Annotated in this window: 10 protein-coding genes and 2 pseudogenes; all 12 read left to right on the forward strand. The window is 70.7% G+C overall.

Going from position 1 to position 25,943, the window contains the following annotated elements; translation table 11 throughout:
- The first annotated feature begins 7 nt into the window (after positions 1 to 7).
- Positions 8 to 1,067 (forward strand): annotated as a pseudogene (gene argC, locus ACZ50Z_RS06750) (N-acetyl-gamma-glutamyl-phosphate reductase).
- Entirely contained in the window at positions 1,064 to 2,278 is a 1,215-nt protein-coding gene (gene argJ / locus ACZ50Z_RS06755; RefSeq protein WP_464482842.1) for a bifunctional glutamate N-acetyltransferase/amino-acid acetyltransferase ArgJ, read from the forward strand. Before argC ends, argJ begins: the two are co-directional and overlap by 4 nt.
- Positions 2,275 to 3,162 carry an acetylglutamate kinase gene (gene argB / locus ACZ50Z_RS06760; protein WP_464482843.1) on the forward strand — a complete coding sequence of 296 codons (888 nt, stop codon included), beginning with the start codon at positions 2,275 to 2,277 and terminating at the stop codon, positions 3,160 to 3,162. The genes argJ and argB overlap by 4 nt, the downstream gene beginning before the upstream one ends.
- A gap of 38 nt (positions 3,163 to 3,200) precedes the next feature.
- Positions 3,201 to 4,349, forward strand: a pseudogene (locus ACZ50Z_RS06765) (acetylornithine transaminase); the annotation flags it as partial.
- Between the two features lie 154 nt (positions 4,350 to 4,503).
- Positions 4,504 to 5,430 (forward strand): ornithine carbamoyltransferase, encoded by a 927-nt coding sequence (argF, locus tag ACZ50Z_RS06770; RefSeq protein WP_464482844.1) that lies wholly within the window; start codon positions 4,504 to 4,506, stop codon positions 5,428 to 5,430.
- Positions 5,427 to 5,921, forward strand: a complete 495-nt coding sequence (locus tag ACZ50Z_RS06775) for an arginine repressor (protein WP_083016028.1) — start codon at positions 5,427 to 5,429, stop codon at positions 5,919 to 5,921. The genes argF and ACZ50Z_RS06775 overlap by 4 nt, the downstream gene beginning before the upstream one ends.
- 27 nt (positions 5,922 to 5,948) lie before the next feature.
- A complete protein-coding gene (locus ACZ50Z_RS06780) occupies positions 5,949 to 7,145 on the forward strand; it encodes an argininosuccinate synthase (RefSeq protein ID WP_464482845.1) in 1,197 nt (398 codons plus the stop codon).
- Positions 7,146 to 7,227: 82 nt separating this feature from the next.
- Positions 7,228 to 8,658, forward strand: a complete 1,431-nt coding sequence (gene argH, locus ACZ50Z_RS06785) for an argininosuccinate lyase (protein ID WP_464482846.1) — start codon at positions 7,228 to 7,230, stop codon at positions 8,656 to 8,658.
- Between the two features lie 111 nt (positions 8,659 to 8,769).
- Positions 8,770 to 9,831 carry a type III polyketide synthase gene (locus ACZ50Z_RS06790; protein ID WP_464482847.1) on the forward strand — a complete coding sequence of 354 codons (1,062 nt, stop codon included), beginning with the start codon at positions 8,770 to 8,772 and terminating at the stop codon, positions 9,829 to 9,831.
- A gap of 138 nt (positions 9,832 to 9,969) precedes the next feature.
- A complete protein-coding gene (locus ACZ50Z_RS06795) occupies positions 9,970 to 16,356 on the forward strand; it encodes an SDR family NAD(P)-dependent oxidoreductase (protein ID WP_464482848.1) in 6,387 nt (2,128 codons plus the stop codon).
- Positions 16,337 to 22,741 (forward strand): SDR family NAD(P)-dependent oxidoreductase, encoded by a 6,405-nt coding sequence (locus tag ACZ50Z_RS06800; protein ID WP_464482849.1) that lies wholly within the window; start codon positions 16,337 to 16,339, stop codon positions 22,739 to 22,741. Before ACZ50Z_RS06795 ends, ACZ50Z_RS06800 begins: the two co-directional genes overlap by 20 nt.
- Before the next feature lie 2 nt (positions 22,742 to 22,743).
- Complete coding sequence (locus ACZ50Z_RS06805) at positions 22,744 to 25,848, forward strand: type I polyketide synthase (protein WP_464482850.1); 3,105 nt, start codon at positions 22,744 to 22,746, stop codon at positions 25,846 to 25,848.
- The last annotated feature ends 95 nt before the right edge of the window (positions 25,849 to 25,943 follow it).

Genomic DNA, 25,943 nt, shown 5'->3' on the forward strand with positions numbered 1-25,943 from the left:
CATAACCATGCAGAATCGTCGAAATGGCCGACGTGATGAAGGTGGCAGTTGCCGGTGCCAGCGGCTATGCGGGCGGGGAGATCCTGCGCCTGTTGCTCGGGCACCCGGCCTACGCGGCGGGGCGCCTCTCGATCGGCGCGCTGACCGCCGCGGCCAGCGCCGGCAGCCTGCTCGCCGAGCACCATCCGCACCTGACGCCCCTGGCCCAGCGCGTCGTCGAGCCGACCGACGCCGCCGCGCTCGCCGGCCACGACGTCGTATTCCTGGGCCTGCCGCACGGACATTCGGCCGCGCTGGCCTCTCAGCTCGGCCCCGACACCCTGATCATCGACTGCGGTGCGGACTTCCGGCTCACCGACGCCGCCGCGTGGGAGCGGTTCTATGGCTCCCCGCACGCCGGCAGCTGGCCCTACGGGCTGCCGGAGCTCCCCGGCGCGCGCGAGCGGCTGCGCGGCGCCCGCCGCATCGCGGTCCCCGGGTGTTACCCGACCGCGGCGCTGTTGGCGTTGCTGCCCGCGGTGGCAGAGGACCTCATCGAGCCCGCCGTCACCGTGGTCGCCGTCAGCGGCACCTCCGGGGCCGGGCGGGCCGCCAAGACCGACCTGCTGGGCGCCGAGGTCATCGGATCGGCGCGGGCCTACAACATCGCCGGGGCGCACCGGCACACCCCCGAGATCGCGCAGGGTCTGGGGGCCGTCACCGGCCGCGACGTCACGGTGTCCTTCACGCCGGTGCTGATCCCGACGTCGCGCGGGATCCTGGCCACCTGCACGGCCCGCACCCGCGCGCCGTTGCCACAACTGCGGGAGGCCTACGAAAAGGCTTACGACGCGGAGCCTTTCATCCACCTGCTGCCCGAGGGGCAGCTGCCCCGCACCGGTGCGGTGATCGGCAGCAACGCGGCCCACATCGCCGTCGCGGTGGACGAGGCGGCGCAGACGTTCGTGGCGATCGCCGCGATCGACAACCTGGTAAAGGGAACCGCCGGGGCCGCCGTGCAGTCGATGAACCTGGCGCTGGGTTGGCCGGAGACGGAAGGCCTTTCGGTGATCGGGGTGGCGCCGTGACATCCACTGCTGCCGACGCGCGGTTGCTGCGCGAGCAGGGCGTGACCGCGCCGGCCGGGTTCCGGGCGGCGGGTATCGCCGCCGGCATCAAGGCCTCGGGCAACCGCGACCTGGCCCTGGTCTTCAACGAAGGGCCCGACTACGCGGCCGCCGGGGTGTTCACCCGCAACAGGGTCAAGGCCGCGCCGGTGCTGTGGTCCCAGCAGGTGCTGACCACCGGGGCGCTGCGCGCGGTCATCCTCAACTCCGGCGGCGCCAACGCTTGCACCGGACCGGGCGGCTTCCAGGACACCCACGCCACGGCCGAGGCCGTCGCGGCCGCGCTGTCGGACTGGGGCACCGAGACCGGCGCCATCGAAGTGGCGGTGTGCTCCACCGGCCTGATCGGTGACCGGTTGCCGATGGACAAGGTGCTCGCCGGGGTGCGCGCGATCGTGCAGGACATGGCCGGCGGGTTGTCCGGCGGCGACGACGCGGCTCAGGCGATCATGACCACCGACACCGTGCCCAAACAGGTTGCGCTGCACCACCCGGGCGGCTGGACGATCGGCGGGATGGCCAAGGGCGCGGGCATGCTCGCGCCGTCGCTGGCGACCATGCTGTGCGTGCTCACCACCGACGCGGCCGTCGACGCCGCGGCGCTGGACCGCGCGCTGCGCCGCGCCGCCGCGCGCACCTTCGACCGGCTCGACATCGACGGCGCATGTTCGACCAACGACACCGTGCTGCTGCTGACCTCGGCGGCCAGCGGGATCACCCCCGAGCAGGGCGATCTCGACGACGCCGTGCTGCGCGTCTGCGACGACCTGTGCGCGCAGCTGCAAGCCGACGCCGAGGGCGTCACCAAGCGGGTCAACGTCACTGTCACCGGCGCCGCCTCCGAGGACGACGCCCTGGTCGGCGCGCGGACCATCGCCCGCGACAGCCTGGTCAAGACCGCGGTGTTCGGCTCGGACCCCAACTGGGGCCGGGTGCTCGCCGCCGTCGGTATCGCGCCGATCGCCCTGGACGTCGACCGGATCATGGTGTCGTTCAACGGTTTCGCGGTCTTCGCCGATGGGGTTCCGGTGCCGGGCGCGCGCGAGGTGGATCTCTCGGGAGCCGACATCGACATCACGGTCGACCTGAGGCTCGGCGACGGCGCTGCCACCATCCGCACCACTGACCTGTCCCATGGCTACGTCGAAGAGAATTCGGCCTACAGCTCATGAGCGCCTCAACCGAAGCCTTACCCACCGCGGTCAAGGCGCAGGTGCTCGCCGAGGCCCTGCCCTGGCTCAAGCAACTGCACGGCAAGATCGTCGTCATCAAGTACGGCGGCAACGCCATGACCGACGACACGCTGCGGCACGCCTTCGCCGCCGACATGGCGTTTCTGCGCAACTGTGGCGTGCACCCCGTCGTCGTGCACGGCGGCGGCCCGCAGATCAGCGCGATGCTGCGCCGGCTCGGCATCCCGGGTGACTTCAAGGGCGGATTCCGTGTCACCACACCGGAAGTGCTCGACGTGGCGCGGATGGTGTTGTTCGGCCAGGTCGGCCGCGAGCTGGTCAACTTGATCAACGCGCACGGACCGTACGCGGTCGGCATCACCGGCGAGGACGCGCAGCTGTTCACCGCCGTGCGGCGCAGCGTCACCGTCGACGGCGTGGCCACCGACATCGGCCTGGTGGGAGACGTCGAGCGGGTCAACACCGCGGCGGTCCTGGATCTTATTGCCGCACGACGCATTCCGGTGGTATCGACGCTGGCGCCGGACGCCGAGGGCGTGGTCCACAACATCAACGCCGACACCGCGGCGGCGGCGCTGGCCGAGGCGCTGCACGCCGAGAAGCTGTTGATGCTCACCGATGTCGAAGGCCTGTACACGAGTTGGCCCGACCGCGATTCACTGGTCAGCGAAATCGACACGGCCACATTGTCGCAACTGCTACCCACGCTGGAGGCAGGCATGATTCCCAAGGTCGAGGCGTGTCTGCGGGCGGTCACCGCGGGCGTGCCCAGCGCGCACGTCATCGATGGACGGGTCGAACACTGTGTGCTGGTCGAGCTTTTCACCGACGCGGGCACCGGCACCAAGGTGGTGAGCACGTGACCCGCACCGATGACGTCAAGCGGCGGTGGGAAGCCGTGATGATGAACAACTACGGCACCCCCGCGATGGCGCTGGCCAGCGGAGACGGGGCCGTGGTCACCGACGTCGACGGAAAGAGCTACCTCGACCTGCTTGGCGGCATCGCGGTCAACGTCGTCGGCCATCGCCACCCCGCGATCATCGAGGCCGTCACCCAGCAGATGGCGACGCTGGGACATACGTCGAACCTGTATGCCACCGAACCGGGCATCGCGCTGGCCGAGGAGCTGGTCGCCCTGCTGGGCGCGCCCGAGGAGACGCCGGCGCGGGTGTTCTTCTGCAACTCCGGCACCGAGGCCAACGAGGTGGCCTTCAAACTGTCGCGCCTCACGGGTCGCACGAAACTGGTTGCCGCGCAAGAAGGTTTTCACGGCCGGACGATGGGATCGCTGGCGCTGACCGGTCAGCCCAGCAAGCGGGCGCCGTTCGCTCCGCTGCCCGGCAACGTCACCTACGTACCGTACGGGGACGCCGCGGCGCTCGCGGCGGCGGTCGACGACGACACCGCGGCGGTGTTCCTGGAACCGATCATGGGGGAGAGCGGCGTCGTCGTCCCGCCCGAGGGATACCTGGCCGCCGCGCGTGACGTCACGGCGCGGCACGGCGCCCTGCTGGTGCTCGACGAGGTGCAGACCGGGATGGGCCGCACCGGAACGTTTTTCGCACACCAGCATGACGGCATCACCCCCGACGTGGTCACGCTGGCCAAGGGCCTCGGCGGTGGCCTGCCCATCGGGGCATGCCTGGCCGTCGGGCGCGCCGCCGAGCTGATGACGCCCGGCCTGCACGGCAGCACCTTCGGCGGCAACCCGGTCTGCACCGCGGCGGCGCTGGCGGTGCTGCGGGTGCTGGCATCGGAAAACCTGGTCCGCCACGCCGAGGTGCTGGGCAAGTCGCTGCGGCACGGCATCGAGGGGCTCGCCCACCCACTCGTCGACCACGTCCGCGGGCGCGGACTGCTGTGCGGGGTGGCGCTCACCGCGGCGCGGGCCAAAGACGCCGAGGCCGCCGCGCGCGAGGCCGGATTCCTGGTGAACGCCGCCGCCCCCGACGTCATCCGGCTGGCGCCGCCGCTGATCGTCACCGAAGACCAGCTCGACGGGTTCATCGCCGCGCTGCCGCGCATTCTCGACGAGGCGGGTGGCGCAGATGGTCCGCCGGCGACGATGCAGAGCGAAGCGATGAGGAGGAGTGGCGCAGATGGTCCGCCGGCGACGATGCAGAGCGAAGCGATGAGGAGGAGTGGCGCAGATGGTCCGCCGGCGACGATGCAGAGCGAAGCGATGAGGAGGAGTGGCGCAGATGGTTAAGCACTTCCTGCGCGACGACGACCTGTCGCCCTCCGAACAGGCCGAGGTGCTGCAGCTGGCCGCCGAGCTCAAGAAGGATCCGTTCAGCACCCGCCCGCTGGAGGGCCCGCGCGGAGTCGCGGTCCTGTTCGACAAGAACTCCACCCGCACCCGGTTCTCCTTCGAGATGGGCATCGCCCAGCTGGGCGGTCACGCCGTCGTCGTCGACGCCCGCAGCACCCAGCTGGGCCGCGACGAGACCCTGGAGGACACCGCGCGGGTGCTGTCCCGCTACGTCGACGCCATCGTCTGGCGGACGTTCGGGCAGGAGCGCCTCGAGGCGATGGCCGGGGCCGCGACGGTGCCGGTGGTCAACGCGCTCTCCGACGAGTTCCACCCCTGCCAGGTGCTGGCCGACCTGCAGACCATCGCCGAACGCAAGGGGTCGCTGCGCGGCCTGCGGATGTCGTACCTCGGCGACGGCGCCAACAACATGGCGCACTCGCTGATGCTCGGCGGGGTCACCGCCGGCATCCACGTCACGATCGCCGCCCCGGACGGCTTCCTGCCCGACCCGGCGTTCGTGGGCGCGGCCCGCCGCCGCGCCGAGGAGACCGGCGTCTCGGTCACCGTCACCGCCGACGCCGAGGCGGCCGCGCGCGGCGCCGACGTGCTGGTCACCGACACCTGGACGTCGATGGGCCAGGAGGACGACGGCCGGGACCGGGTCAAGCCGTTCCGGCCCTATCAGATCAACGCCGAGCTGCTGTCCCTGGCCGACGCGGAAGCCATTGTGCTGCACTGCCTTCCGGCTCACCGCGGCGACGAGATCACCGACGAGGTGATGGACGGCCCGGCCAGCGTGGTCTTCGACGAGGCCGAGAACCGGTTGCACGCCCAAAAGGCGTTGCTGGCATGGCTTTTGGAGCGGCGCCGATGACTCGTAGCAAGACGACCCCCGAAACCACCCGGGCCGGCCGGCAGGCCCGCATCGTGGCGATCCTGTCGTCGGCCGAGGTGCGCAGCCAAAGCGAGCTGGCGGCGCGCCTCGCCGACGAGGGCATCGAGGTCACGCAGGCCACGCTGTCGCGCGACCTGGAAGAGCTGGGCGCGGTGAAACTGCGCGGCGCCGACGGCGGCGTCGGCGTCTACATGGTTCCCGAGGACGGCAACCCGGTGCGCGGCGTGTCCGGCGGCACCGCGCGGCTGTCCCGGTTGCTGAGCGAGCTGCTGGTCTCGGCCGACGCCAGCGCGAATCTCGCGGTGCTGCGCACGCCGCCGGGCGCCGCCGACTATCTGGCCAGCGCGATCGATCGCGCGGCGCTACCGTACGTCGTCGGCACCATCGCCGGCGATGACACCGTCTTCGTGGCCGCTCGAGAGCCGATGACCGGCGCCGAACTGGCCACCACACTGGAAAAACTCACGTAAGCGATTTCAACCTAAGGAGATTGGTTCATGTCAGAACGCGTCATCCTGGCGTATTCCGGCGGTCTGGACACCTCGGTGGCCATCAGCTGGATCGGCAAGGAGACCGGCCGTGAGGTCGTAGCGGTGGCGATCGACCTCGGCCAGGGCGGCGAAGACATGGAGGTCATCCGCCAGCGGGCCCTGGACTGCGGGGCGGTGGAGGCCGTCGTCGTCGACGCCCGCGACGAGTTCGCCGACGGCTATTGCCTTCCCACCATCCTGTCCAACGCCCTCTATATGGACCGCTACCCGCTGGTGTCGGCAATCAGCCGGCCGCTGATCGTCAAGCACCTGGTGGCGGCGGCCCGCGAGCACGGCGGCAGCATCGTCGCGCACGGCTGCACCGGCAAGGGCAACGACCAGGTCCGGTTCGAGGTCGGATTCGGTTCGCTGGCACCCGATCTCGAAGTGCTGGCGCCGGTCCGCGACTACGCGTGGACGCGGGAGAAGGCGATCGCGTTCGCCGAGGAAAACGCCATCCCGATCAACGTGACCAAACGCTCGCCGTTCTCCATCGACCAGAACGTATGGGGCCGCGCGGTGGAAACCGGCTTCCTGGAACACCTTTGGAACGCACCCACCAAGGATGTCTACGCCTACACCGAAGACCCCACGCTGAACTGGAGCACCCCCGACGAGGTGATCGTCGGGTTCGAGCGCGGCGTGCCGGTGACGATCGACGGCAAGCGAGTGTCGGTACTGGGCGCCATCGAGGAACTCAACACCCGCGCCGGCGCGCAGGGCGTCGGCCGCCTCGACGTCGTCGAGGACCGGCTGGTGGGCATCAAGAGCCGCGAGATCTACGAGGCGCCCGGCGCCATGGTCCTCATCACCGCGCACACCGAGCTCGAACACGTCACGCTGGAGCGGGAACTGGGCCGGTTCAAGCGGCACACCGACCAGCGGTGGGCGGAGCTGGTCTATGACGGGCTGTGGTACTCCCCGCTCAAGGACGCGCTGGAGAGCTTCGTCGCCAAGACCCAGGAGCACGTGACGGGCGAAGTCCGAATGGTGTTGCACGGCGGCCACATTGCCGTCAACGGGCGGCGCAGCGCCGAATCCCTGTACGACTTCAACCTGGCCACCTACGACGAGGGCGACAGCTTCGACCAGTCGGCGGCAAAAGGTTTCGTCTACGTGCACGGGCTCTCGTCGAAGATCGCCTCCCGCCGCGACCAGCGATGACGGTTCTCTGGCGACCAGACACACAATCGCGCTCGGACCGGCGTGTCCATGCGATTCTGTGTCTGCTCGCGGAAGGTCACGCGTGAGCACGCGCGAGGGGTCCCTGTGGGGCGGGCGGTTCGCGGACGGCCCGTCGGAGGCGCTGGCCGCGCTGAGCAAGTCCACCCACTTCGACTGGGTGCTGGCCCCCTACGACATCGTCGCCTCGCGGGCCCACACCGTCATCTTGTTCCGGGCCGGGCTGCTGACCGAAGAACAGCGCGACGGGCTGCTGGCCGGCCTGGACCAGCTCGCCACCGACGTCGCCGACGGCAGCTTCGCGCCGCTGGTCACCGACGAGGACGTGCACGCGGCGCTGGAACGCGGTCTGATCGACCGGGTCGGGCCCGACCTGGGCGGGCGGCTGCGGGCCGGCCGCTCCCGCAACGACCAAGTGGCCACCCTATTCCGGATGTGGCTGCGCGACGCCGTGCGGCGGGTCGCCGCCGCGGCGCTGGACGTCGTCGCCGCGTTGGCCGCCCGGGCTTCCGCCCACCCGGACGCCATCATGCCGGGCAAAACCCACCTGCAGTCCGCCCAGCCGGTGCTGTTGGCCCACCACCTGCTCGCGCACGCCCACCCGCTGCTGCGCGACGTCGACCGCCTCGCCGACTTCGACAAGCGGGCCGCGATCTCGCCGTACGGCTCCGGGGCGCTGGCCGGATCCTCGCTGGGGCTGGACCCCGACGCGATCGCCGCGGACCTGGGCTTCGCGGCCGCCGCCGACAACTCCATCGACGCGACGGCATCGCGGGATTTCGCGGCCGAGGCGGCGTTCGTGTTCGCCATGATCGCCGTCGACCTGTCCCGGCTGGCCGAGGACGTCATCCTGTGGAGCTCGACTGAATTCGGCTACGTCACCCTGCACGATTCGTGGTCCACCGGCAGCTCGATCATGCCGCAGAAGAAGAACCCGGACATCGCCGAGCTGGCCCGCGGCAAGTCCGGGCGGCTGATCGGAAACCTGGCCGGGTTGCTGGCCACGCTGAAGGCCCAGCCGCTGGCCTACAACCGTGACCTGCAGGAGGACAAGGAACCGGTGTTCGATTCGGTGGCCCAGCTGGAGCTGGTGCTGCCCGCGATGGCGGGGCTGGTGCGCAGCCTGACGTTCGACGTCGACCGGATGGCCGCCCTCGCGCCGGCCGGGTACACGCTGGCCACCGACATCGCCGAATGGCTGGTGCGCCAGGGGGTGCCGTTCCGAGCCGCGCACGAGGCCGCCGGCGCCGCCGTCCGCGCCGCCGAGGCGCGCGGTGTCGGACTCGACGAGCTCACCGACGACGAGCTGGCCGCCATCAGCGGGGATCTCACACCGCAGGTTCGTGAGGTTCTGACGATCGAGGGCTCCGTGGCCTCGCGGGACGCGTGGGGCGGCACCGCGCCCGTCCGGGTCGCCGAGCAGATCGAAAATGTCCTGGCCAGCGCCGGCCGGCTCAAAGACCGGCTCGAAGACCGGGCACCGGGCGGCCGTTGAGATGAGCTCGGTTTCCTCACCCGGCGTTGTCATGCCGACTAGACTGCGGGCTCAAAGCGATCCGGATGAACGTTTCGGGCCGGATCCCCGTAACCAAGGGGTGGGAAACCAATGAGCGTCGTCGCCGGCGTCTTCGGTGCGCTACCGCCGCACCGATATTCGCAGCGCGAGCTCACCGACTTCTTCGTCAGCATTCCCGAGTTCGCGGGCTACGAAGACATCGTCCGACAGCTGCACGCCAGCGCCAAAGTCGACAGCCGTCACCTGGTGCTGCCGCTCGAGCAATACCCCACGCTGACCGACTTCGGCATGGCGAACCGGATCTTCACCGAGCACGCCGTGAACCTCGGCTGCGAGGCGCTGTCCGGCGCGCTCGACGAGGCGGGACTGCGGCCCCGGGACGTCGACGTGCTGATCACGACGACCGTCACCGGGCTGGCGGTGCCGTCGGTGGACGCACGCATCGCCGCGCGCCTCGGCCTGCGCGACGACGTGCGACGGGTGCCGCTGTTCGGCCTGGGCTGCGTGGCCGGGGCGGCCGGGGTGGCCCGCGCGAACGACTACCTGCGCGGCGCGCCCGACGCCGTCGCCGCTCTGGTCTCGGTCGAGCTGTGCTCGCTGACCTATCCCGGTTACAAGCCGTCGCTGGCCGGGATGGTCGGCAGTGCCCTGTTCGCCGACGGAGCCGCGGCGGTGGTGGCCGTGGGCGACCGGCGCGCCGAACAGCTTGCGGCCGGCGGACCCGGCATCGTGGATTCGCGCAGTCATCTGTACCCCGATTCGCTGCGCACCATGGGTTTCGACGTGCGATCGGGCGGCTTCGAGCTGGTGCTGTCGAAGGACGTCGCGGCCGTCGTGGAGCAGTACATCGAGGACGACGTCACCCAGTTTCTGGGGGCCCATGGCTTGACCCCGACCGACATCGGCGCGTTCGTCAGCCACCCCGGCGGCCCCAAGGTCATCGAGGCGATCAACGCGGCCCTCAGCCTGCCGCCGGAGGCGCTGGAGCTGACCTGGCGTTCGCTCGGCGAGATCGGCAATCTTTCGTCGGCGTCGGTGCTGCATGTGCTGCGCGACACCATCGCCAAGCCGCCGCCGAGCGGCAGCCCCGGCCTGATGCTCGCGATGGGGCCGGGATTCTGTTCTGAACTGGTGTTGTTGCGTTGGCACTGATGGTCGCTCGTGTATCTCCGTTCCTGGCCTGAGGCGCCCTTTTTGGGCGCCGCGGCGTTCATGGCGGTGGGGCCAAGTCGACTCGGGACTGACCCACCGCGGGAGCCGCGCTGTGAGTGACACGAAAGGCCGCGTTCGATGAACGGCAACAACGAAGAGCTCGTCCGGGCCCTTCGCCAATCGCTGAAGGACAACGAGCGGCTCAAGCGCGAGAACCGCCAATACCTCGCCGCCACCACCGAACCCGTGGCGGTGGTGGGCATGGGATGCCGCTATCCCGGCGGCGTGGATTCGCCCGACGCATTGTGGGAGATGGTGGTTGAGGGCCGCGACGTGGTCTCGGAGTTCCCGTCGGATCGCGGCTGGAGTTTGGCCGGCCTGTTCGACGCGGATCCGGACGCGGTCGGAAAGTCGTATGCGCGCTGCGGCGGCTTCCTTTCGGACGTCGGGGATTTCGACGCCGCCTTCTTCGGGATCGCCCCCAGCGAGGCGCTCGCGATGGACCCGCAGCAACGTCTGCTGCTCGAGGTGTCGTGGGAGGCGTTGGAGCGGGCCGGAATTGACCCCGTCACCCTGCGCGGTTCGTCAACCGGCGTCTTCGCCGGGATATTCCACGGCTCCTACGGGGGGCAGGGCCGGGTGCCGGGACACTTGGAGCGATACGGCCTGCGCGGCTCGACGCTGAGTGTGGCGTCCGGGCGGGTGGCCTACTCGTTGGGGTTGGAGGGCCCGGCGGTCTCGGTCGACACGGCGTGCTCGTCGTCGCTGGTAGCCCTGCATCTGGCGGCGCAGTCGTTGCGGTCCGGTGAGTGCGATCTGGCGCTGGCCGGCGGCGTGACGGTGATGGCCACACCGGCGATGTTCATCGAATTCAGCCGGCAGCGCGCGCTGGCCGCCGACGGTCGGTGCAAGGCTTATGCCGGCGCGGCCGACGGGACCGGGTTTTCCGAAGGCGTCGGCGTGCTTGTGCTGGAGCGGCTGGCCGACGCGCGCCGGCTGGGGCATCCGGTGCTGGCTGTCGTGCGCGGCTCCGCGGTGAACCAGGACGGCGCGTCCAACGGGCTGGCGACACCGAATGGGCCGTCGCAGCAACGGGTGATCCGGGCGGCGCTGGCCAACGCGCGGCTGGGCACCGCGGACGTGGATCTGGTGGAGGGGCACGGAACCGGCACCACGCTCGGGGATCCGATTGAGGCGCAAGCGCTTCTGGCGACCTACGGACAGGACCGGCCGGCGGACCGGCCGCTGTGGTTGGGGTCGATCAAGTCCAACATGGGTCATACCTCGGCTGCGGCCGGCGCCGGCGGGGTGATCAAGATGGTGCAGGCGATCCGCCACGGCGTGATGCCCAAGACGTTGCACGTGGATGAGCCGACGCCGCACGTTGATTGGTCGGCCGGGGCGGTGTCGCTGCTGACCGAACCTCGCCCCTGGCCGACGGCCGACCGGCCGCGCCGCGCGGGCGTCTCGTCGTTCGGCATCAGCGGCACCAACGCGCACGTCATCGTGGAGCAATACGCACCAGAGCCCGAAAGAGCCACGCCCCCAGGCGATGACGTGGTGATCCCGTGGGTGCTCTCGGCCCGGTCTGCCGAGGCGCTGTCGGGCCAGGCGGCGCGGCTGTTGGCGCACGTGAAGGCCCATCCCGCGCTGCGGGTGGTCGACGTGGGATGGTCGTTGATCTCGACGCGGTCGCGCTTCGAGCATCGCGCGGTGATCGTGGGTGCCAACGGCGCGCAGCTGCTGCGCGGGCTGGGCGAATGGGCCGCCGGTGAGCAGGGCTCCGGCGTTGCGGCGGGGCGGGCGCGGTCGCCGGGCAAGACGGTGTTCGTGTTCCCCGGCCAGGGATCGCAGTGGGCCGGTATGGGCGCCCAATTGCTGGACAGCTCGGCGGTATTCGCCGAGCAGCTGCACCGGTGCGCGCACGCGCTCGCCGAGCACGTCGACTGGTCGCTGATCGACGTGATTCGCGGCGTGCCCGGCGCGCCCGGCCTGGACCGGGTGGACGTGGTGCAGCCGACGCTGTGGGCGGTCATGGTGTCGCTGGCCGAGTTGTGGCGTTCGGTGGGCGTGGCCCCCGATGCGGTGATCGGTCATTCCCAAGGCGAGATCGCGGCGGCCTGTGTGGCGGGGGCGTTGTCGCTGGAAGACGCGGCGCGGGTCGTCGCGCTGCGCAGCAGGCTGCTGGTCGGGTTGTCGGGGCGGGGTGGCATGGTCTCGCTGGGCTGCGGCCGCTCGCGCGCGGAGGAGCTGATCGCGCCGTGGGGTGAGCGGTTGAATATCGCCACGGTGAACGGTGTTTCGGCGGTGGTGGTGTCCGGCGACGTGGCCGCGCTGACCGAGTTGATGCCACGGTGTGAAGCCGACAACATCCGCGCCCGCCGCATCGATGTCGACTACGCCTCGCATTCCGCTCAGGTGGACGCGATCCGGGAGCCTCTCGCCGCGGCGCTGAAAGGCATTGCGCCGCGGTCGTCTTCGGTCGCGTTCTTTTCCACCGTGACCGGTGAGCTCATGGACACCGCGGGACTGGACGCCGACTACTGGTTCCGCAGCATCCGGCAGACGGTGCAATTCGAGCGGGCGATCCGCAGCGCATGCGACGCGGGCTATCAGGCGTTCGTCGAATCCAGCCCGCATCCCGTGCTGATCGCCGCCATCGAGGAGACGATGCCCGACACCGAGCAGGGCTGCGTCATCCCGTCCTTGGGCCGCGATGACGGCGGCATGGAGCGCTTCTGGCTCTCTGCCGGGCAGGCGTTTGCGGCGGGCGTGGGTGTGGACTGGCGTGCCGCGTTCGACGGGCTGGGCGGCCGACGTGTCGACCTGCCGACGTACGGGTTCGTGCGGCAACACTTCTGGCTTCCGGGCGGCTCGACGGGATCGTCTGACGTCGCCACCCTGGGGGTCGGGGGCGCCGAGCACGGGCTGCTCGGCGCGGTGGTGCCGCGGCCCGACTCCGGTGGGGTGGTGCTGACGGGCCGGTTGTCGACGACGGCCCAACCGTGGTTGGCCGATCACGCGGTGGGCGAGACGGTGTTGTTCCCGGGCGCCGGGTTTGTCGAACTGGCCATCCGTGCGGGCGATGAGGTCGGCTGCGGCGTGCTCGACGAGTTGACGCTGTCGGCGCCGTTGGTGCTGCCCGCCGGTGACGCTGTGCAGGTGCAACTGGTGGTCGGTGCGGCCGCGGAGTCGGGACAGCGTCGGATATCGGTGTATTCCTCTGCGGTGCAACCGGATTCGGAGTGGGTGTTGCATGCCGAGGGTCTGTTGCGGCCCGGGACCGTGCCGCCGGCTGCGGACCTCTCGGTGTGGCCGCCCGTCGGGGCGGCCGCGATCGAGGTCTCCGGCGCCTACGCCCGGCTCGCAGCGCGCGGCTACGAATACGGCAAGGCATTCCAGGGGTTGCGGGCGATGTGGCAGCGGGGGGAGGAGATCTTCGCCGAGGTCGCCCTACCCGAAGCCGCCGCGCAGGAGGGCGGCTTCGGAATCCATCCCGTGCTGTTGGACGCCGCGCTGCACGCGAGCGGTGCCGCCGGCGCACAGGATCAGACCGTGTTGCCGTTCTCCTGGCAGGGTGTGTCGCTGCACGCGTCGGGCGCAACGCGGGCCCGGGTCCGGATCGCGCCGGCCGGCGCCGGCGCGGTCTCGGTGGACCTGGCCGACGCCGCGGGGCTGCCGGTGCTGTCGGTGGGCTCGTTGGCCATGCGCCCCATCTCGGCCGGGCAGTTGACGACCGCGGCGGCCCCCGCGCAGCGTCCGCTCGTCCAGGGATTGCTCGACGCGACCTGGTCACCGATCTCACTGGGCCGCGAGAACGACGGCGCCCAGTACACGCTGTGGGAGCCGGCCGATCATGGTGGCGACGTGGTGAAGTCGGTGCACGCGGCGGCCACCGAGGCCTTGGAGGTGCTGCAATCCTGGTTGCGCGCCGACGGCGCCGGCGTGCTGGCCGTGCAGACCCGCGGGGCCGTCGCGCTCGCCGGCGAAGAGGTTGCGGACCTGGCCGGCGCCGCGGTGTGGGGCCTGGTGCGCTCGGCGCAGGCCGAGCAGCCGGGCCGCATGATGCTGATCGACTCCGATGGGTCGTTGGATGCCCACGCGGTAATCCCTTGCGGTGAACCGCAGGTGGTGGTCCGCAACGGCGTGGCCTACGCGGCCCGGCTGCGGCCGGTGCGGGCGGACTCCGTGATCGCCCTGCCGGCCGGTGGCTGGCGGCTGGACGCCGGCGGCGAGGGTACCCTAGAGGATCTGGTCGTAAGTCCTTGCCCACGCGCCGAATTGACCGCCGGACAGGTGCGAGTGGCGGTGGCCGCGGTGGGGGTCAACTTCCGCGATGTGCTGGTGGCCCTGGGGATGTATCCCGGCGGCGGGCAGTTGGGCGCCGAAGGCGCCGGAGTCGTCGTCGAGGTCGCCGCCGACGTGACCGGGCTGGCTGCCGGTGATCCGGTGATGGGGTTGCTGGGGGTCGTCGGCTCCGAGGCCGTGGTGGACCAGAGACTTCTGACACCGGTACCCCCTGGGCTGTCGCTGGTTGCGGCGGCCGGCGTGCCGGTGGTGTTCCTCACGGCGCTGTACGGATTGTCGGTGCTGGCGGGGCTGCGCGCCGGCGAGCGCGTCTTGGTGCACACCGCCACCGGGGGAGTGGGCATGGCCGCGGTGCAACTGGCGCGGCACTGGGGCGCTGAGGTCTTCGTCACCGCCAGCCGCGGCAAGTGGGATACCTTGCGCGCGATGGGATTCGACGAGGACAACATTGGGGATTCGCGCACGCTCGAGTTCGAGGAAAAGTTCCGTGCGGTGGCCGGTGACCGCGGCTTCGACGTCGTGCTCAACTCCCTGGCCGGCGAATTCACCGACGCTTCGCTGCGGCTGCTGGCCCCCGGTGGGCGATTCATCGAAATGGGCAAGACCGATGTCCGCGACCCGCACATCGTCGCCGACCGGTATCGGGGCGCCCACTACCGGGCCTTCGATCTGTTGGAGGCCGGCCCGGACAGAACCGCCGCCATGCTGGCCGAAATCGTCGGGTTGCTGACGGATGGGGTCTTGAGTCCGTTGCCGCAGAAGACGTTCGACGTCCGATGCGCCTCGGCGGCCTACCGGTACGTCAGCCAGGCCCGCCACATCGGCAAGGTCGCGCTCACCGTTCCGTCGGGGCCCGGCGAGGTACTCAGCGGGTGCGGCGGCGGGCTGGCGGGGGCCAGCGTGGTGATCACCGGCGGCACCGGGATGGCCGGTTCGGCGCTGGCGCGCCACGTCGTCGACCGCTACCGGGTGGCCCACGTGGTGCTGGTCAGCCGCGCCGGCGCGGAGGCCGCCGGGGTCGAAGAGTTGGTGGACGGCCTGCAGCGGGCCGGCGCCGCCGTGTCGGTTGAGGCTTGCGATGTCGCGGATCCCGACGCGGTGGCGGCGATGCTGGCCCGGATACCGGCGCAGTACCCGCTGCGCGGCGTCGTCCACGCCGCCGGGATCCTCGATGACGGGTTGATCGCCTCGCTGACCCCCGACCGGGTGGACGGCGTGCTGCGGGCCAAGGTCGACGGGGCCTGGAACTTGCACCAGCTCACCCGGAGCCTGGATTTGTCTGCGTTCGTGGTGTTTTCGTCGATGGCCGGGATCGTCGGTACCCCGGGGCAGGCGAACTACGCGGCGGCCAACAGTTTCCTCGACGGGCTGGCCGCCTATCGGCGCGCCCACGGCCTCGCGGGCCTGTCGCTGGCCTGGGGTCTGTGGGAGCAGGCCTCGGCGATGACGGCGCACCTCGGTGACCGGGACAAGGCCCGGATGAGCAGGATCGGGCTGGCGCCGCTGTCCACCGGGCAGGCCTTGGCGGCCTTCGACGCCGCGATGCTTATCGACCGTCCGGTGTTGGTGGCGGCCGCACTGGACCGGGCCGCCCTGTCGGACAACGTCGCCGCGCTGCCGCCGCTGCTGCGCGAACTCGCCGGCGGCCCGACCCGGCGCGTCGTTGACGACACCGACGTCGCCGCGTCCAGCACCGGTCTCAGCGCACGCCTTCACGGGCTGAGTCCCGAGGCCCGACAGCGTGAGCTGGTCGACCTGGTTCGCGGCAACGCCGCGATGGTGCTGGGGGTGCCCAACCCCGCCGACATCAACGTCGGGCGCGCGTTCCAGGAGCTCGGCTTCGATTCGCTGACCGCCGTCGAACTGCGCAACCGCCTCAAAAATGCGACGGGCCTTACCCTTTCGCCGACGCTGATTTTCGACTACCCCACACCGACCGTGCTGGCCGGACACCTGGACACGCAACTGGCGGGGGTCGACGCCGACGTCCAGCCCAACCTGATGGCCCGCGTCAACGACATCACCCGAGAACTGCAGTCGCTGCTGGGCGCGCCGAACTGGAGTGCCGAAGACCGGTCGGTGCTGCGGGCCCGCATCCACACGTTGCTCAGCGCCGTCGCGCCCGATCCGGCCGACTCCGAACAGCTCGACGATGACCTCGCCGCCGCCACCGAAAGCGAACTCTTTGCGATCCTCGATGAAGAACTCGGCCGCTGATCCCCCGCCGGGAGCACCGATGCCGGGCACCGCGCAGCACGTCGACTACCTGAAACGCCTCACGGCGGACCTCAGGCGGACGCGTCGGCGCGTCGAGGAGCTGGAAGGGCAGCTGTCCGAACCGGTGGCGGTGGTGGGCATGGCCTGCCGCTACGCCGGCGGGGTGGACACGCCAGAAGCCCTGTGGGAGCTGGTGGTCGGGGGCCGGGACACGGTCTCGGACTTTCCGCTCGACCGCGGCTGGGACGTCGAGGGTCTGTACGACCCGGACCCGGACGCGAAAGGCAAGATGTACACCCGCCAGGGCAGCTTCCTGCGGGACGCGGGGGACTTCGACGCCGGGTTCTTCGGCATCGGACCGAGCGAGGCGCTGGCAATGGACCCCCAGCAGCGGCTGATGCTGGAGATCTGCTGGGAGTCGTTGGAGCGCGCGGGAATTGACCCGTTGGCGCTGCGCGGCACCGCGACCGGTGTGTTCGCGGGTGTCATCCACGCCGGGTACGGCGGTGAGGTGAAAGGCGAACTGGAGGGCTACGGGCTCACCGGCTCGACCCTGAGCGTCACTTCGGGCCGCGTGTCGTACGTGTTGGGGCTGGAAGGCCCCGCGGTGTCGGTGGACACCGCGTGCTCGTCCTCGCTGGTCTCCATGCACCTGGCCGCGCAGTCGCTGCGGTCCGGGGAATGCGACCTGGCGCTGGCCGGGGGTGTCACCGTCATGGCGACCCCCGCCGCGTTCGTCGAATTCAGCCGGCAGCGGGCGCTGGCGCCCGACGGTCGTTGCAAGGTGTATGCCGGTGCGGCGGACGGGACTTCGTGGTCGGAAGGCGCGGGTGTGCTGGTGCTCGAGCGGCTGGCCGACGCCCGTCGCCTGGGGCACCCGGTCCTGGCACTGCTGCGGGGCACGGCGGTGAACCAGGACGGCGCGTCCAACGGTTTGACCGCACCCAACGGCCCGTCGCAGCAGCGTGTCATCCGGGCGGCATTGGCCAACGCCGGATTGACCGCGGCGGACGTGGATGTGGTGGAGGGTCACGGGACCGGGACGGTGCTCGGGGATCCCATCGAGGCGCAGGCGCTGCTCGCGACGTATGGCCAGGATCGCCCGGCGGACCGGCCGCTGTGGCTGGGATCGATCAAATCGAACATCGGCCACACCTCGGCCGCCGCGGGGGTGGCCGGGGTGATCAAGATGGTGCAGGCGATGCGGCACGGGGTGATGCCCAAGACGCTGCACGTGGATGTGCCGTCGCCGCACGTGGATTGGTCGTCCGGCGCGGTGTCGCTGCTGACCGAGCCGCGGCCGTGGCCGGATCACGGCGGCCCGCGGCGCGCGGGCGTCTCCTCCTTCGGGATCAGCGGCACCAACGCGCACGTGATCGTGGAGCAGGCTCCATCCGAGTCGAGCCCCGAACCCGCGCGCGACAACACGAATCCACTTGTGCCGTGGGTGGTTTCGGCCCGTTCCCCCGAGGCGCTGGCCGGTCAGGCGCAACGCCTGCTGGACCACCTGGCCGCCGACCCGGACGTGCCCGCGGTGGACGTGGGCTGGTCGTTGGCGACCACCCGGGCGGCGTTCGAGCACCGCGCGGTGCTGATCGGCACCGACCGCGCGGGCCTGACGGCGGGCCTGGCGGGGCTGGCCGCCGGGGCGCCGGTCCCGGCCGCGATGACCGGGCGTACCCGGTCGGTGGGCAAGCGCGCGTTCGTGTTTCCCGGTCAGGGCTCGCAGTGGCTGGGCATGGGCGCGGCCCTCTACGCACGATTTCCGGTGTTCGCCCAGGCTTTTGACGAGGCCGCAGCCGCGGTGGACGCCCACTGCCGGCTGCCGTTGCGCGAGGTGATGTGGGGCGCCGACGCGGAGTTGTTGCAGAGCACCGAATTCGCCCAGCCGGCGCTGTTCGTGCTGGAGATCGCGTTGGCCGCGTTGTGGGAATCCTTCGGCATCACACCGGACGTGGTGATCGGTCACTCGGTGGGGGAGATCGCCGCGGCCTGCGTCGCCGGTGCGCTGTCGCTACCCGATGCGGCACGGCTGGTGGCGGTTCGGGGCCGGTTGATGGCGCAGTTGCCACCCGGCGGGGTGATGATGGCCGTGACCGCCACCGAGGCCGACGTGGCACCGCTGCTGAATGGCGACGTCGGTATCGCGGCGGTCAACGGCCCGCGATCGGTGGTGCTGTCGGGTTCGGAGTCGGCGGTGAAGATGATCGCGGACCGGCTGGCGGACGGCGGGGCGCGGGTGCGGCAGCTGGCCGTCTCGCACGCGTTCCATTCCCCGCTGATGGAACCCATGATGGGGGACTTCGCCGCGGGGGCCGCCGTCGTGTCGGCACGAGAGCCGAGGATTGCGCTGGTGTCCAACCTGACCGGACAACTGGCCGGTCCCGACTATGGGACGGTCGCGTACTGGGTCGACCATGTGCGCCGGCCGGTGCGGTTCGTCGATGGTGTGCGGCTCGCTGAATCGCTGGGCGCCGGCGTGTTCCTGGAGGTCGGCCCCGGCGCGGCGTTGACGGCCGCGGTCGACCAATCCCTGACGACCGACCGCGCGATGTCGGTGGTGTCGATGGCCAAGGGCCGCCCCGAGCCCGATTCGCTGTTGTCGGCGGCCGGACAGCTGTTCGTGACCGGTTCGGCGGTGGACTGGCCCGCGGCGTACGCCGGCTTGAACGCCCGGCCGGTCGCGTTGCCGACGTATGCCTTTGTGCGCCGCCGGTTTTGGTTGTCCAGCGACTCGGTGGGGTCGGCGAACATCGCCAGCCTGGGTTTGGCCGAGGCCGAGCACGCGCTGCTGGGGGCGGTGGTGGACCGCCCGGATTCCGGCGGCGTGGTGCTCACCGGCCGGCTGTCGACGGCCGCTCAACCCTGGCTGGCCGACCACGCGGTGGCCGGCACCGTGCTGTTTCCGGGGGCGGGCTTCGTGGAGCTGGCATTGCGGGCCGGTGACGAGGTCGGCTGCTCGGTGATCCAAGAGCTCACTTTGTCGGCGCCACTGGTGGTTCCGTCGGTGCCGGCGGGCGGCGTCGTGCAGCTTCAGGTGGTGGTGGACGCGGCCGACGACACGGGCACGCGAGCGGTCTCCGTGTATTCGCGTGTCGCGGAATCGGATTGGACGCTGCACGCGCAAGGCGTGCTGAGCGACGGCGCCGCCAGCCCAGTGACCGACCTGTCGGTGTGGCCGCCGCTCGGCGCCGACGCGGTGGACGTGGCAGGCGCGTACGACGACCTGGCGGCCCGCGGCTACGGGTATGGCCCCGCGTTTCGGGGATTGCGGGCCGTGTGGCGGCGGGGCGACGAGACGTTCGCCGAGGTCGAACTCCCGCAGCACGCCGGAGTCGCGACCGGTGCCTTCGGCATTCACCCGGTATTGCTGGACGCAGCGTTGCACGCGCTCGGGGTGGCCGACGAGCGGATCGAGACCGTGTTGCCGTTCTCCTGGCAGGGCGTGAGCCTGTATGCCGCCGGGGCTTCGCGGGTCCGGGTGCGGCTGGCGCCGGTCGGCGCCGGCGCCGTGTCGGTCGACCTGGCCGACGCGTCGGGCCTGCCGGTGCTGTCGGTGCGGGAACTGGTGACGCGGGCCGTCTCGGCCGACCAATTGACCGCAGCGGTGGCGGCCCGCTCCGGCGGCGGCGAGCTCCTCGACGTGGTGTGGTCGCCGGTGCCTCCACCGGTTTCTCCGCCGGGCAACGACATTGACGAGAACCTCACGGTATGGGAGTCACCGCCCGGGGCTTCGGTCGCCTCGGTCCACGCGGCCACTCACGAGGCCTTGGGCGTCCTGCAGTCGTGGCTGGCCGGCGAGGGGCCCGGGGCGTTGGTGGTGGTGACCCGCGGGGCGGTCGCGGTTGCCGGTGCGGACGTGTCGGACCTGGCCGGCGCGGCGGTCTGGGGGCTGGTGCGCTCGGCGCAGGCCGAGCACCCGGGCCGTACGGTGCTGGTCGATACCGATGGCTCGCTGGACGTCGCGACGGTGATCGGTTGCGGCGAACCGCAATTGGTGGTGCGCGATGGCGTCGCCTACAGCGCCCGATTGAAGCCGGCCGACGCGCGGCCGCTGTTGCGGTTGCCCGAGGCACCAGCGGTGTGGCGGCTGGCCGCCGGCGACGCCGGGACGCTGGAGGATCTGGCGGTCCAGGAGTACCCGGCCGCGGAGCTGGAAGCCAGTCAGGTGCGGGTGCGGGTGGCCGCGGCGGGCGTGAATTTCCGGGATGTGCTGGTGGCGCTCGGCATGTATCCGGGCGCCGCGCAGTTGGGCGCCGAGGGCGCCGGCGTCGTGACCGAAGTCGGTTCCGGCGTCACCGATGTGGCCGTCGGTGACGCGGTGATGGGGATCTTCGGGTTGGCGGGCTCGGAAGCGGCCGTCGATCGCCGACTGGTCACGCGGGTGCCGCCGGGCTGGTCGATGACTCAGGCCGCGGGCGTGCCGGTGGTGTTCCTGACCGCGTATTACGGGCTGTCGGTGCTGGCCGGGTTGCGGGCGGGTCAGCGGGTGCTGGTGCACGCGGCCACCGGCGGGGTCGGCATGGCCGCGGTGCAACTGGCGCGGCATTGGGGCGCCGAGGTCTTCGCGACGGCCAGCCGCGGCAAATGGGACACGCTGCGCGCCATGGGCTTCGACGACGCCCACATCGCCGATTCGCGGACGCTCGAGTTCGAGCGGAAGTTCGCCGCCACCGGCGACATGGACGTGGTACTCAACTCCCTGGCCGGCGACTTCAACGACGCGTCCCTGCGGCTGTTGGGCCCGGGTGGCCGTTTCATCGAGATGGGCAAGACCGACCTGCGCGATCCCGGGGCCGTCGCGCACGCCCACCCCGGGGTGGGGTACCGCGCGTTCGACCTGATGGAGGCCGGTCCTGATCGCCTCGCGGAGATGCTCGCCGAATTACTGGGGCTGTTCGCCAGCGGCGTCTTGGCGCCGTTGCCCGTCAAGGCTTTTGATGTCCGGTGCGCCGCCGACGCCTACCGGTTCGTGAGCCAGGCCCGCCACATCGGCAAGGTCGTGCTGACCATGCCCGGCGGGCCGGCGGCGCTGGCGGGCGGGACCGCGCTCATCACCGGCGGCACCGGCATGGCAGGTTCGGCGCTGGCCCGTCACCTCGTCGAGCGGTATCGGGTACCTCACGTGATGCTGGTCAGTCGCAGCGGCGAGCGGGCGGCCGGAATGGCCGAACTGGCCGGCGAATTGCGCGACGCGGGCGCCTTGGTGTCAGTGGTGGCCTGCGATGTCGGCGACCGCGACGCGGTCGCCGCCCTGCTGGCACAGGTGCCCTCCCAATACCCGCTGCGGTCGGTCTTTCACGCCGCCGGGGTGATCGACGACGCGGTGGTCGCCTCACTGACGCCCGCTCGCGTCGATGCGGTGTTGCGCGCCAAAGTCGACGGCGCATCGAACCTGCACGAGCTGACCAAAGAACTGGATCTGTCCGCGTTCGTGGCCTTTTCGTCCATGGCCGGCATCGTGGGTGCGCCCGGTCAGGGCAACTATGCCGCTGCCAACAGCTTCCTCGACGCGCTGGCGGCCCATCGCCGCGCCCACGGACTGCCGGGACTGTCGGTGGCCTGGGGGATGTGGGAGGAGCCCTCGGCGATGACACACCACCTCGGCGAGGCCGACCGGGCCAGGATGAGCCGGGCCGGACTGAGCGCCTTGTCCACTCGACAAGCGCTGGACCTGCTGGATGACGCGCTGCTCGGCGAGCAGCCCATGGTGGTGGGCACCCGGCTGGACCGGGGCGCGCTGGCGCACCACAGCGCCGCGCTGCCGCCGCTGCTCAGCCAGTTGGCCACCCGCCCCACCCGCCGGGTGCTGGAGCACACCGACATGGTCTCCCTGACGGGCCTGCGGGCGAGGCTGGACGGCATGAGTCTTGAACAGCGACAAGCCGAATTGGTGGAACTGGTCTGCGGCAACGCGGCCACGGTATTGGGGCACGCCAGCGCGGATGTCGGCGCCGACGACGCCTTCGCTGACCTCGGATTCGATTCGCTGACCGCCGTCGAACTGCGAAACCGGCTCAAAATCGCGACGGGCCTTACCCTTTCGCCCACGCTGATCTTCGATCATCCGACGCCGGCCGCGCTGGCCGAACACCTCGGAACCGAGCTGGCCACCAATGCCGTCGCGGCCCCGGCCACGCCCCCCGATCGGATGGCCCGGTTCGACGACATCGCGCGGGAACTGCACACACTGCTCAGCTCGCCCGGGCTGAGCGCCGCCGACCGAGCACAGCTCGTCAGCCGGCTCGAAGGCCTGCTGGCGACGGCGACCGGTCCGTCGCCGACCGCGCTGCCCGACCACCCCGAGGACGCGTTCGACGACGACCTCGCCACCGCCACCGAGAGCCAGCTCTTCGCGATCCTCGACGACGAAGTCGGTCCCTGACGGTGCCCTCGACACACGTAGCGATCATCGGGCTGGCGTGCAAATTCCCCGGCGCGCCAAACCCCGAGTCCCTGTGGCAGCTCATCAGCGACGGGCGGGAGTACACCCAATTCGCCGGAGAAGCGGAGCAATTCGACGCCGACTTCTTCAACCTGTCGCCGCGCGAGGCGTGCGCGATGGACCCGCGGCAACGACTGGCCCTCGAACTGACCTGGGAGCTGTTCGAGAACGCCTTCGTCGTGCCGGAAACGCTGCGCGGCGAGCCGGTCTCGGTGTACCTCGGGGCGATGACGGATGACTATGCCGCCCTGACGCTGCGCGATCTCGCCGACAACCTCGACCACCACACGTTCACCGGCATCAGCCGGACGATGATCGCCAACAGGATCTCGTACGCGTTCGGGCTGCAGGGACCCAGCATGACCGTCGACTCCGGCCAGTCCTCGTCGCTGGTCGCCGTGCACCTCGGCTGCGAAAGCGTCCGGACCGGGCAATCGTCGCTGGCCATCGCCGGCGGGGTACACCTCAACCTCGCGGACGAAATCGCCATGCTGGAACGGGAATTCGGTGCCGTGTCGGTATCGGGCCACACCTACGCCTTCGATCGGCGCGCCGACGGTTACGTGCGCGGTGAGGGCGCAGGACTGGTGCTGCTCAAGCCCCTGGCCGCGGCCCTGGACGACGGCGACCGCATCCACGCCGTCATTCGGGGCAGCGCCGTCGCCAACGCCGGGCACAGCACCCCCGGCCAGACCGTGCCGTCGGCACTCGGTGAGGCCGCCGTGATCCGCCGTGCGCTCGCCGATGCCAGCCTCGACGCGGCGGACATCGACTACGTCGAGGCCCACGGCACGGGAACCAAGGTGGGCGACGCTATCGAAGCGCAGGCGCTGGGCGAGGTATTCCGCGGGCGCGCACACGATCCGGTGCGGGTGGGATCGGTGAAGACCAACATCGGCCATACCGGTGGGGCCGCCGGCGTGGCGGGCCTGCTCAAGGCCGTCCTGGCGATCCGCCATTCGAAGATCCCGCCAAGCCTCAACCACGCCGGCGCGGATCTCGAAATCGATCTGAATAGCCTTGGGCTGCAAGTCAATACCGCGATGATGCCGTGGCCGTCCACGGGCCACCCGCGGCGGGCCGGGGTGTCCTCGTTCGGTATGGGCGGGACCAACGCGCACGTCGTCGTGGAACAGCCGCCCGCCCGACCCGATGCGGCGCGAGCGGCCTCAGACCACGCGGTGCCCTGGGTACTTTCGGGCCGATCCGAGCGCGCGCTCAACAACCAGGCGCAGCGGTTGTCGGCCTACCTGACCGAGCAGGCGGATCTCGCCCCGCTCGACGTGGCCTGGTCGTTGGTCAGCACCCGGGCGACCTTCGAACACCGCGCGGTCGTGGTGGGGAGCGATCGTGACGCGCTCGCAACGGCATTGGCGGCGCTGGCGACGGGAGAGCCGCATTCGGGTGTGACGGTGGCCCGGGCCGCATCGCCGGGCAGGACGGTGTTCGCCTTTCCGGGCCAGGGCTCGCAGTGGCTCGGGATGGGCCGCCAACTCTATGACCGCTTCGAGGTGTTCGCCCGCGCCTTCGATCAGGCCACCGATGCGGTAGATCGGCATGTGCGGTTGCCGCTGCGCGAGGTGATGTGGGGCGCGGACCCGGAGTTGTTGCAGAGCACTGAGTTTGCCCAGCCGGCGTTGTTCGTGCTGGGGATCGCGCTGGCGGCGTTGTGGGAATCCTTCGGGGTCACACCGGATGTGGTGATGGGTCATTCGGTGGGGGAGATCGCCGCGGCGTGCGTGGCCGGGGTGCTGCCGCTGCCTGATGCGGCGCGACTGGTGGCGGCGCGAGGCCGGTTGATGGCGGGGCTGCCGGCCGGCGGGGTGATGATGGCCGTCGGCGCCGATGAGGCCGAGGTGGCCGCGCTGATGGACGGCGGGGTGAGCATCGCGGCGGTCAACGGCCCGCAATCGGTGGTGCTGTCCGGCGAGCAGACACCGGTGAGGGCACTGGCGGACCGGCTGGCGCAATCCGGGCGGCGCGTGCACCGGTTGGCGGTCTCGCACGCGTTCCATTCGCCGCTGATGGAACCCATGCTGGCCGAATTCTCCACGGCGGCAACAGGTATCGAACCGCGGCGCCCGCGGGTCGCGCTCGTATCGAATGTGACCGGGCGGCTGGCCGATGGCGACTACGGGTCGGCACAGTACTGGGTGGACCATGTGCGCCAGCCGGTGCGCTTCTTCGAGGGGGTTTGCGCCGCCGAGGCGGACGGCGCGGCGATCTTCCTGGAGCTCGGTCCTGGCGCGGCGTTGACGGCCGCGGTGGACCAGTCGCTGAGCACCGAGCGGGCGGTGTCGCTGGCCACCATGCCCAAAGACCGCCCCGAGGCGGAGTCGATCCTGGGTGCGGCCGGACAGCTGTTCGCCCGCGGGCTTGGAATCGACTGGGCGGGCGTCTTCGCCGGCCTCAACGCCCGGCGGGTTGATTTGCCGACGTATGGCTTTGCGCGAGAAAGGTTCTGGCTCGGCGCCGGGCCGGGCGGGTCAGGGGAAGTGGGCGGCCCGGCCGCCACCGTCACGCGCTCACCCGACTTGGCCCGCCAGCTGCACGGCCTGCCGCGCGACGAACAGCAGCGCGTGCTGGTCGAGTTGGTGTGCGAACACGCGGCCGCCGTCCTGGGGCATCCGGGCGGCCACGCGATCGACCACGACCGCGCCTTCGGCGACCTCGGATTCGACTCGCTGATCGGGGTCGAACTGCGCAACCGCCTCACTACGCGTACCGGGACGGCGTTGTCACGAACGTTGATCTTCGACTACCCGACCCCGGCCGCGCTGGCCGATCATCTCCGCCGCCAACTGTTCCATGACGACCGCGAGGAATCCGACGACGAAAAGCTGTGGTCCGCCCTGAGGAAGATTCCCGTGGGTGAGCTTCGCAGGACGGGATTGCTCGACAAACTCCTATTACTCGCCGGTTTGGCGGAAACGCCCGCCGGTGACGCAAATGACCCTGGTATCAGTGGCGACGATATCGACTCTTTGAGCCCGGCCGACTTAATCGCCATGGCGCTCAATTCGGTGGAAGACGAAGATAACGAATGACGAATTCCCCGCTGCCGGACATGATTACGCGAACTCCGCGCGGACATAATCAGACATGTGTCGAATACCGGAAACCTTTGCAAGAGTTTACCCAA

The sequence above is a fragment of the Mycobacterium sp. NTMscope_MAC_269 genome (genome assembly GCF_976985695.1).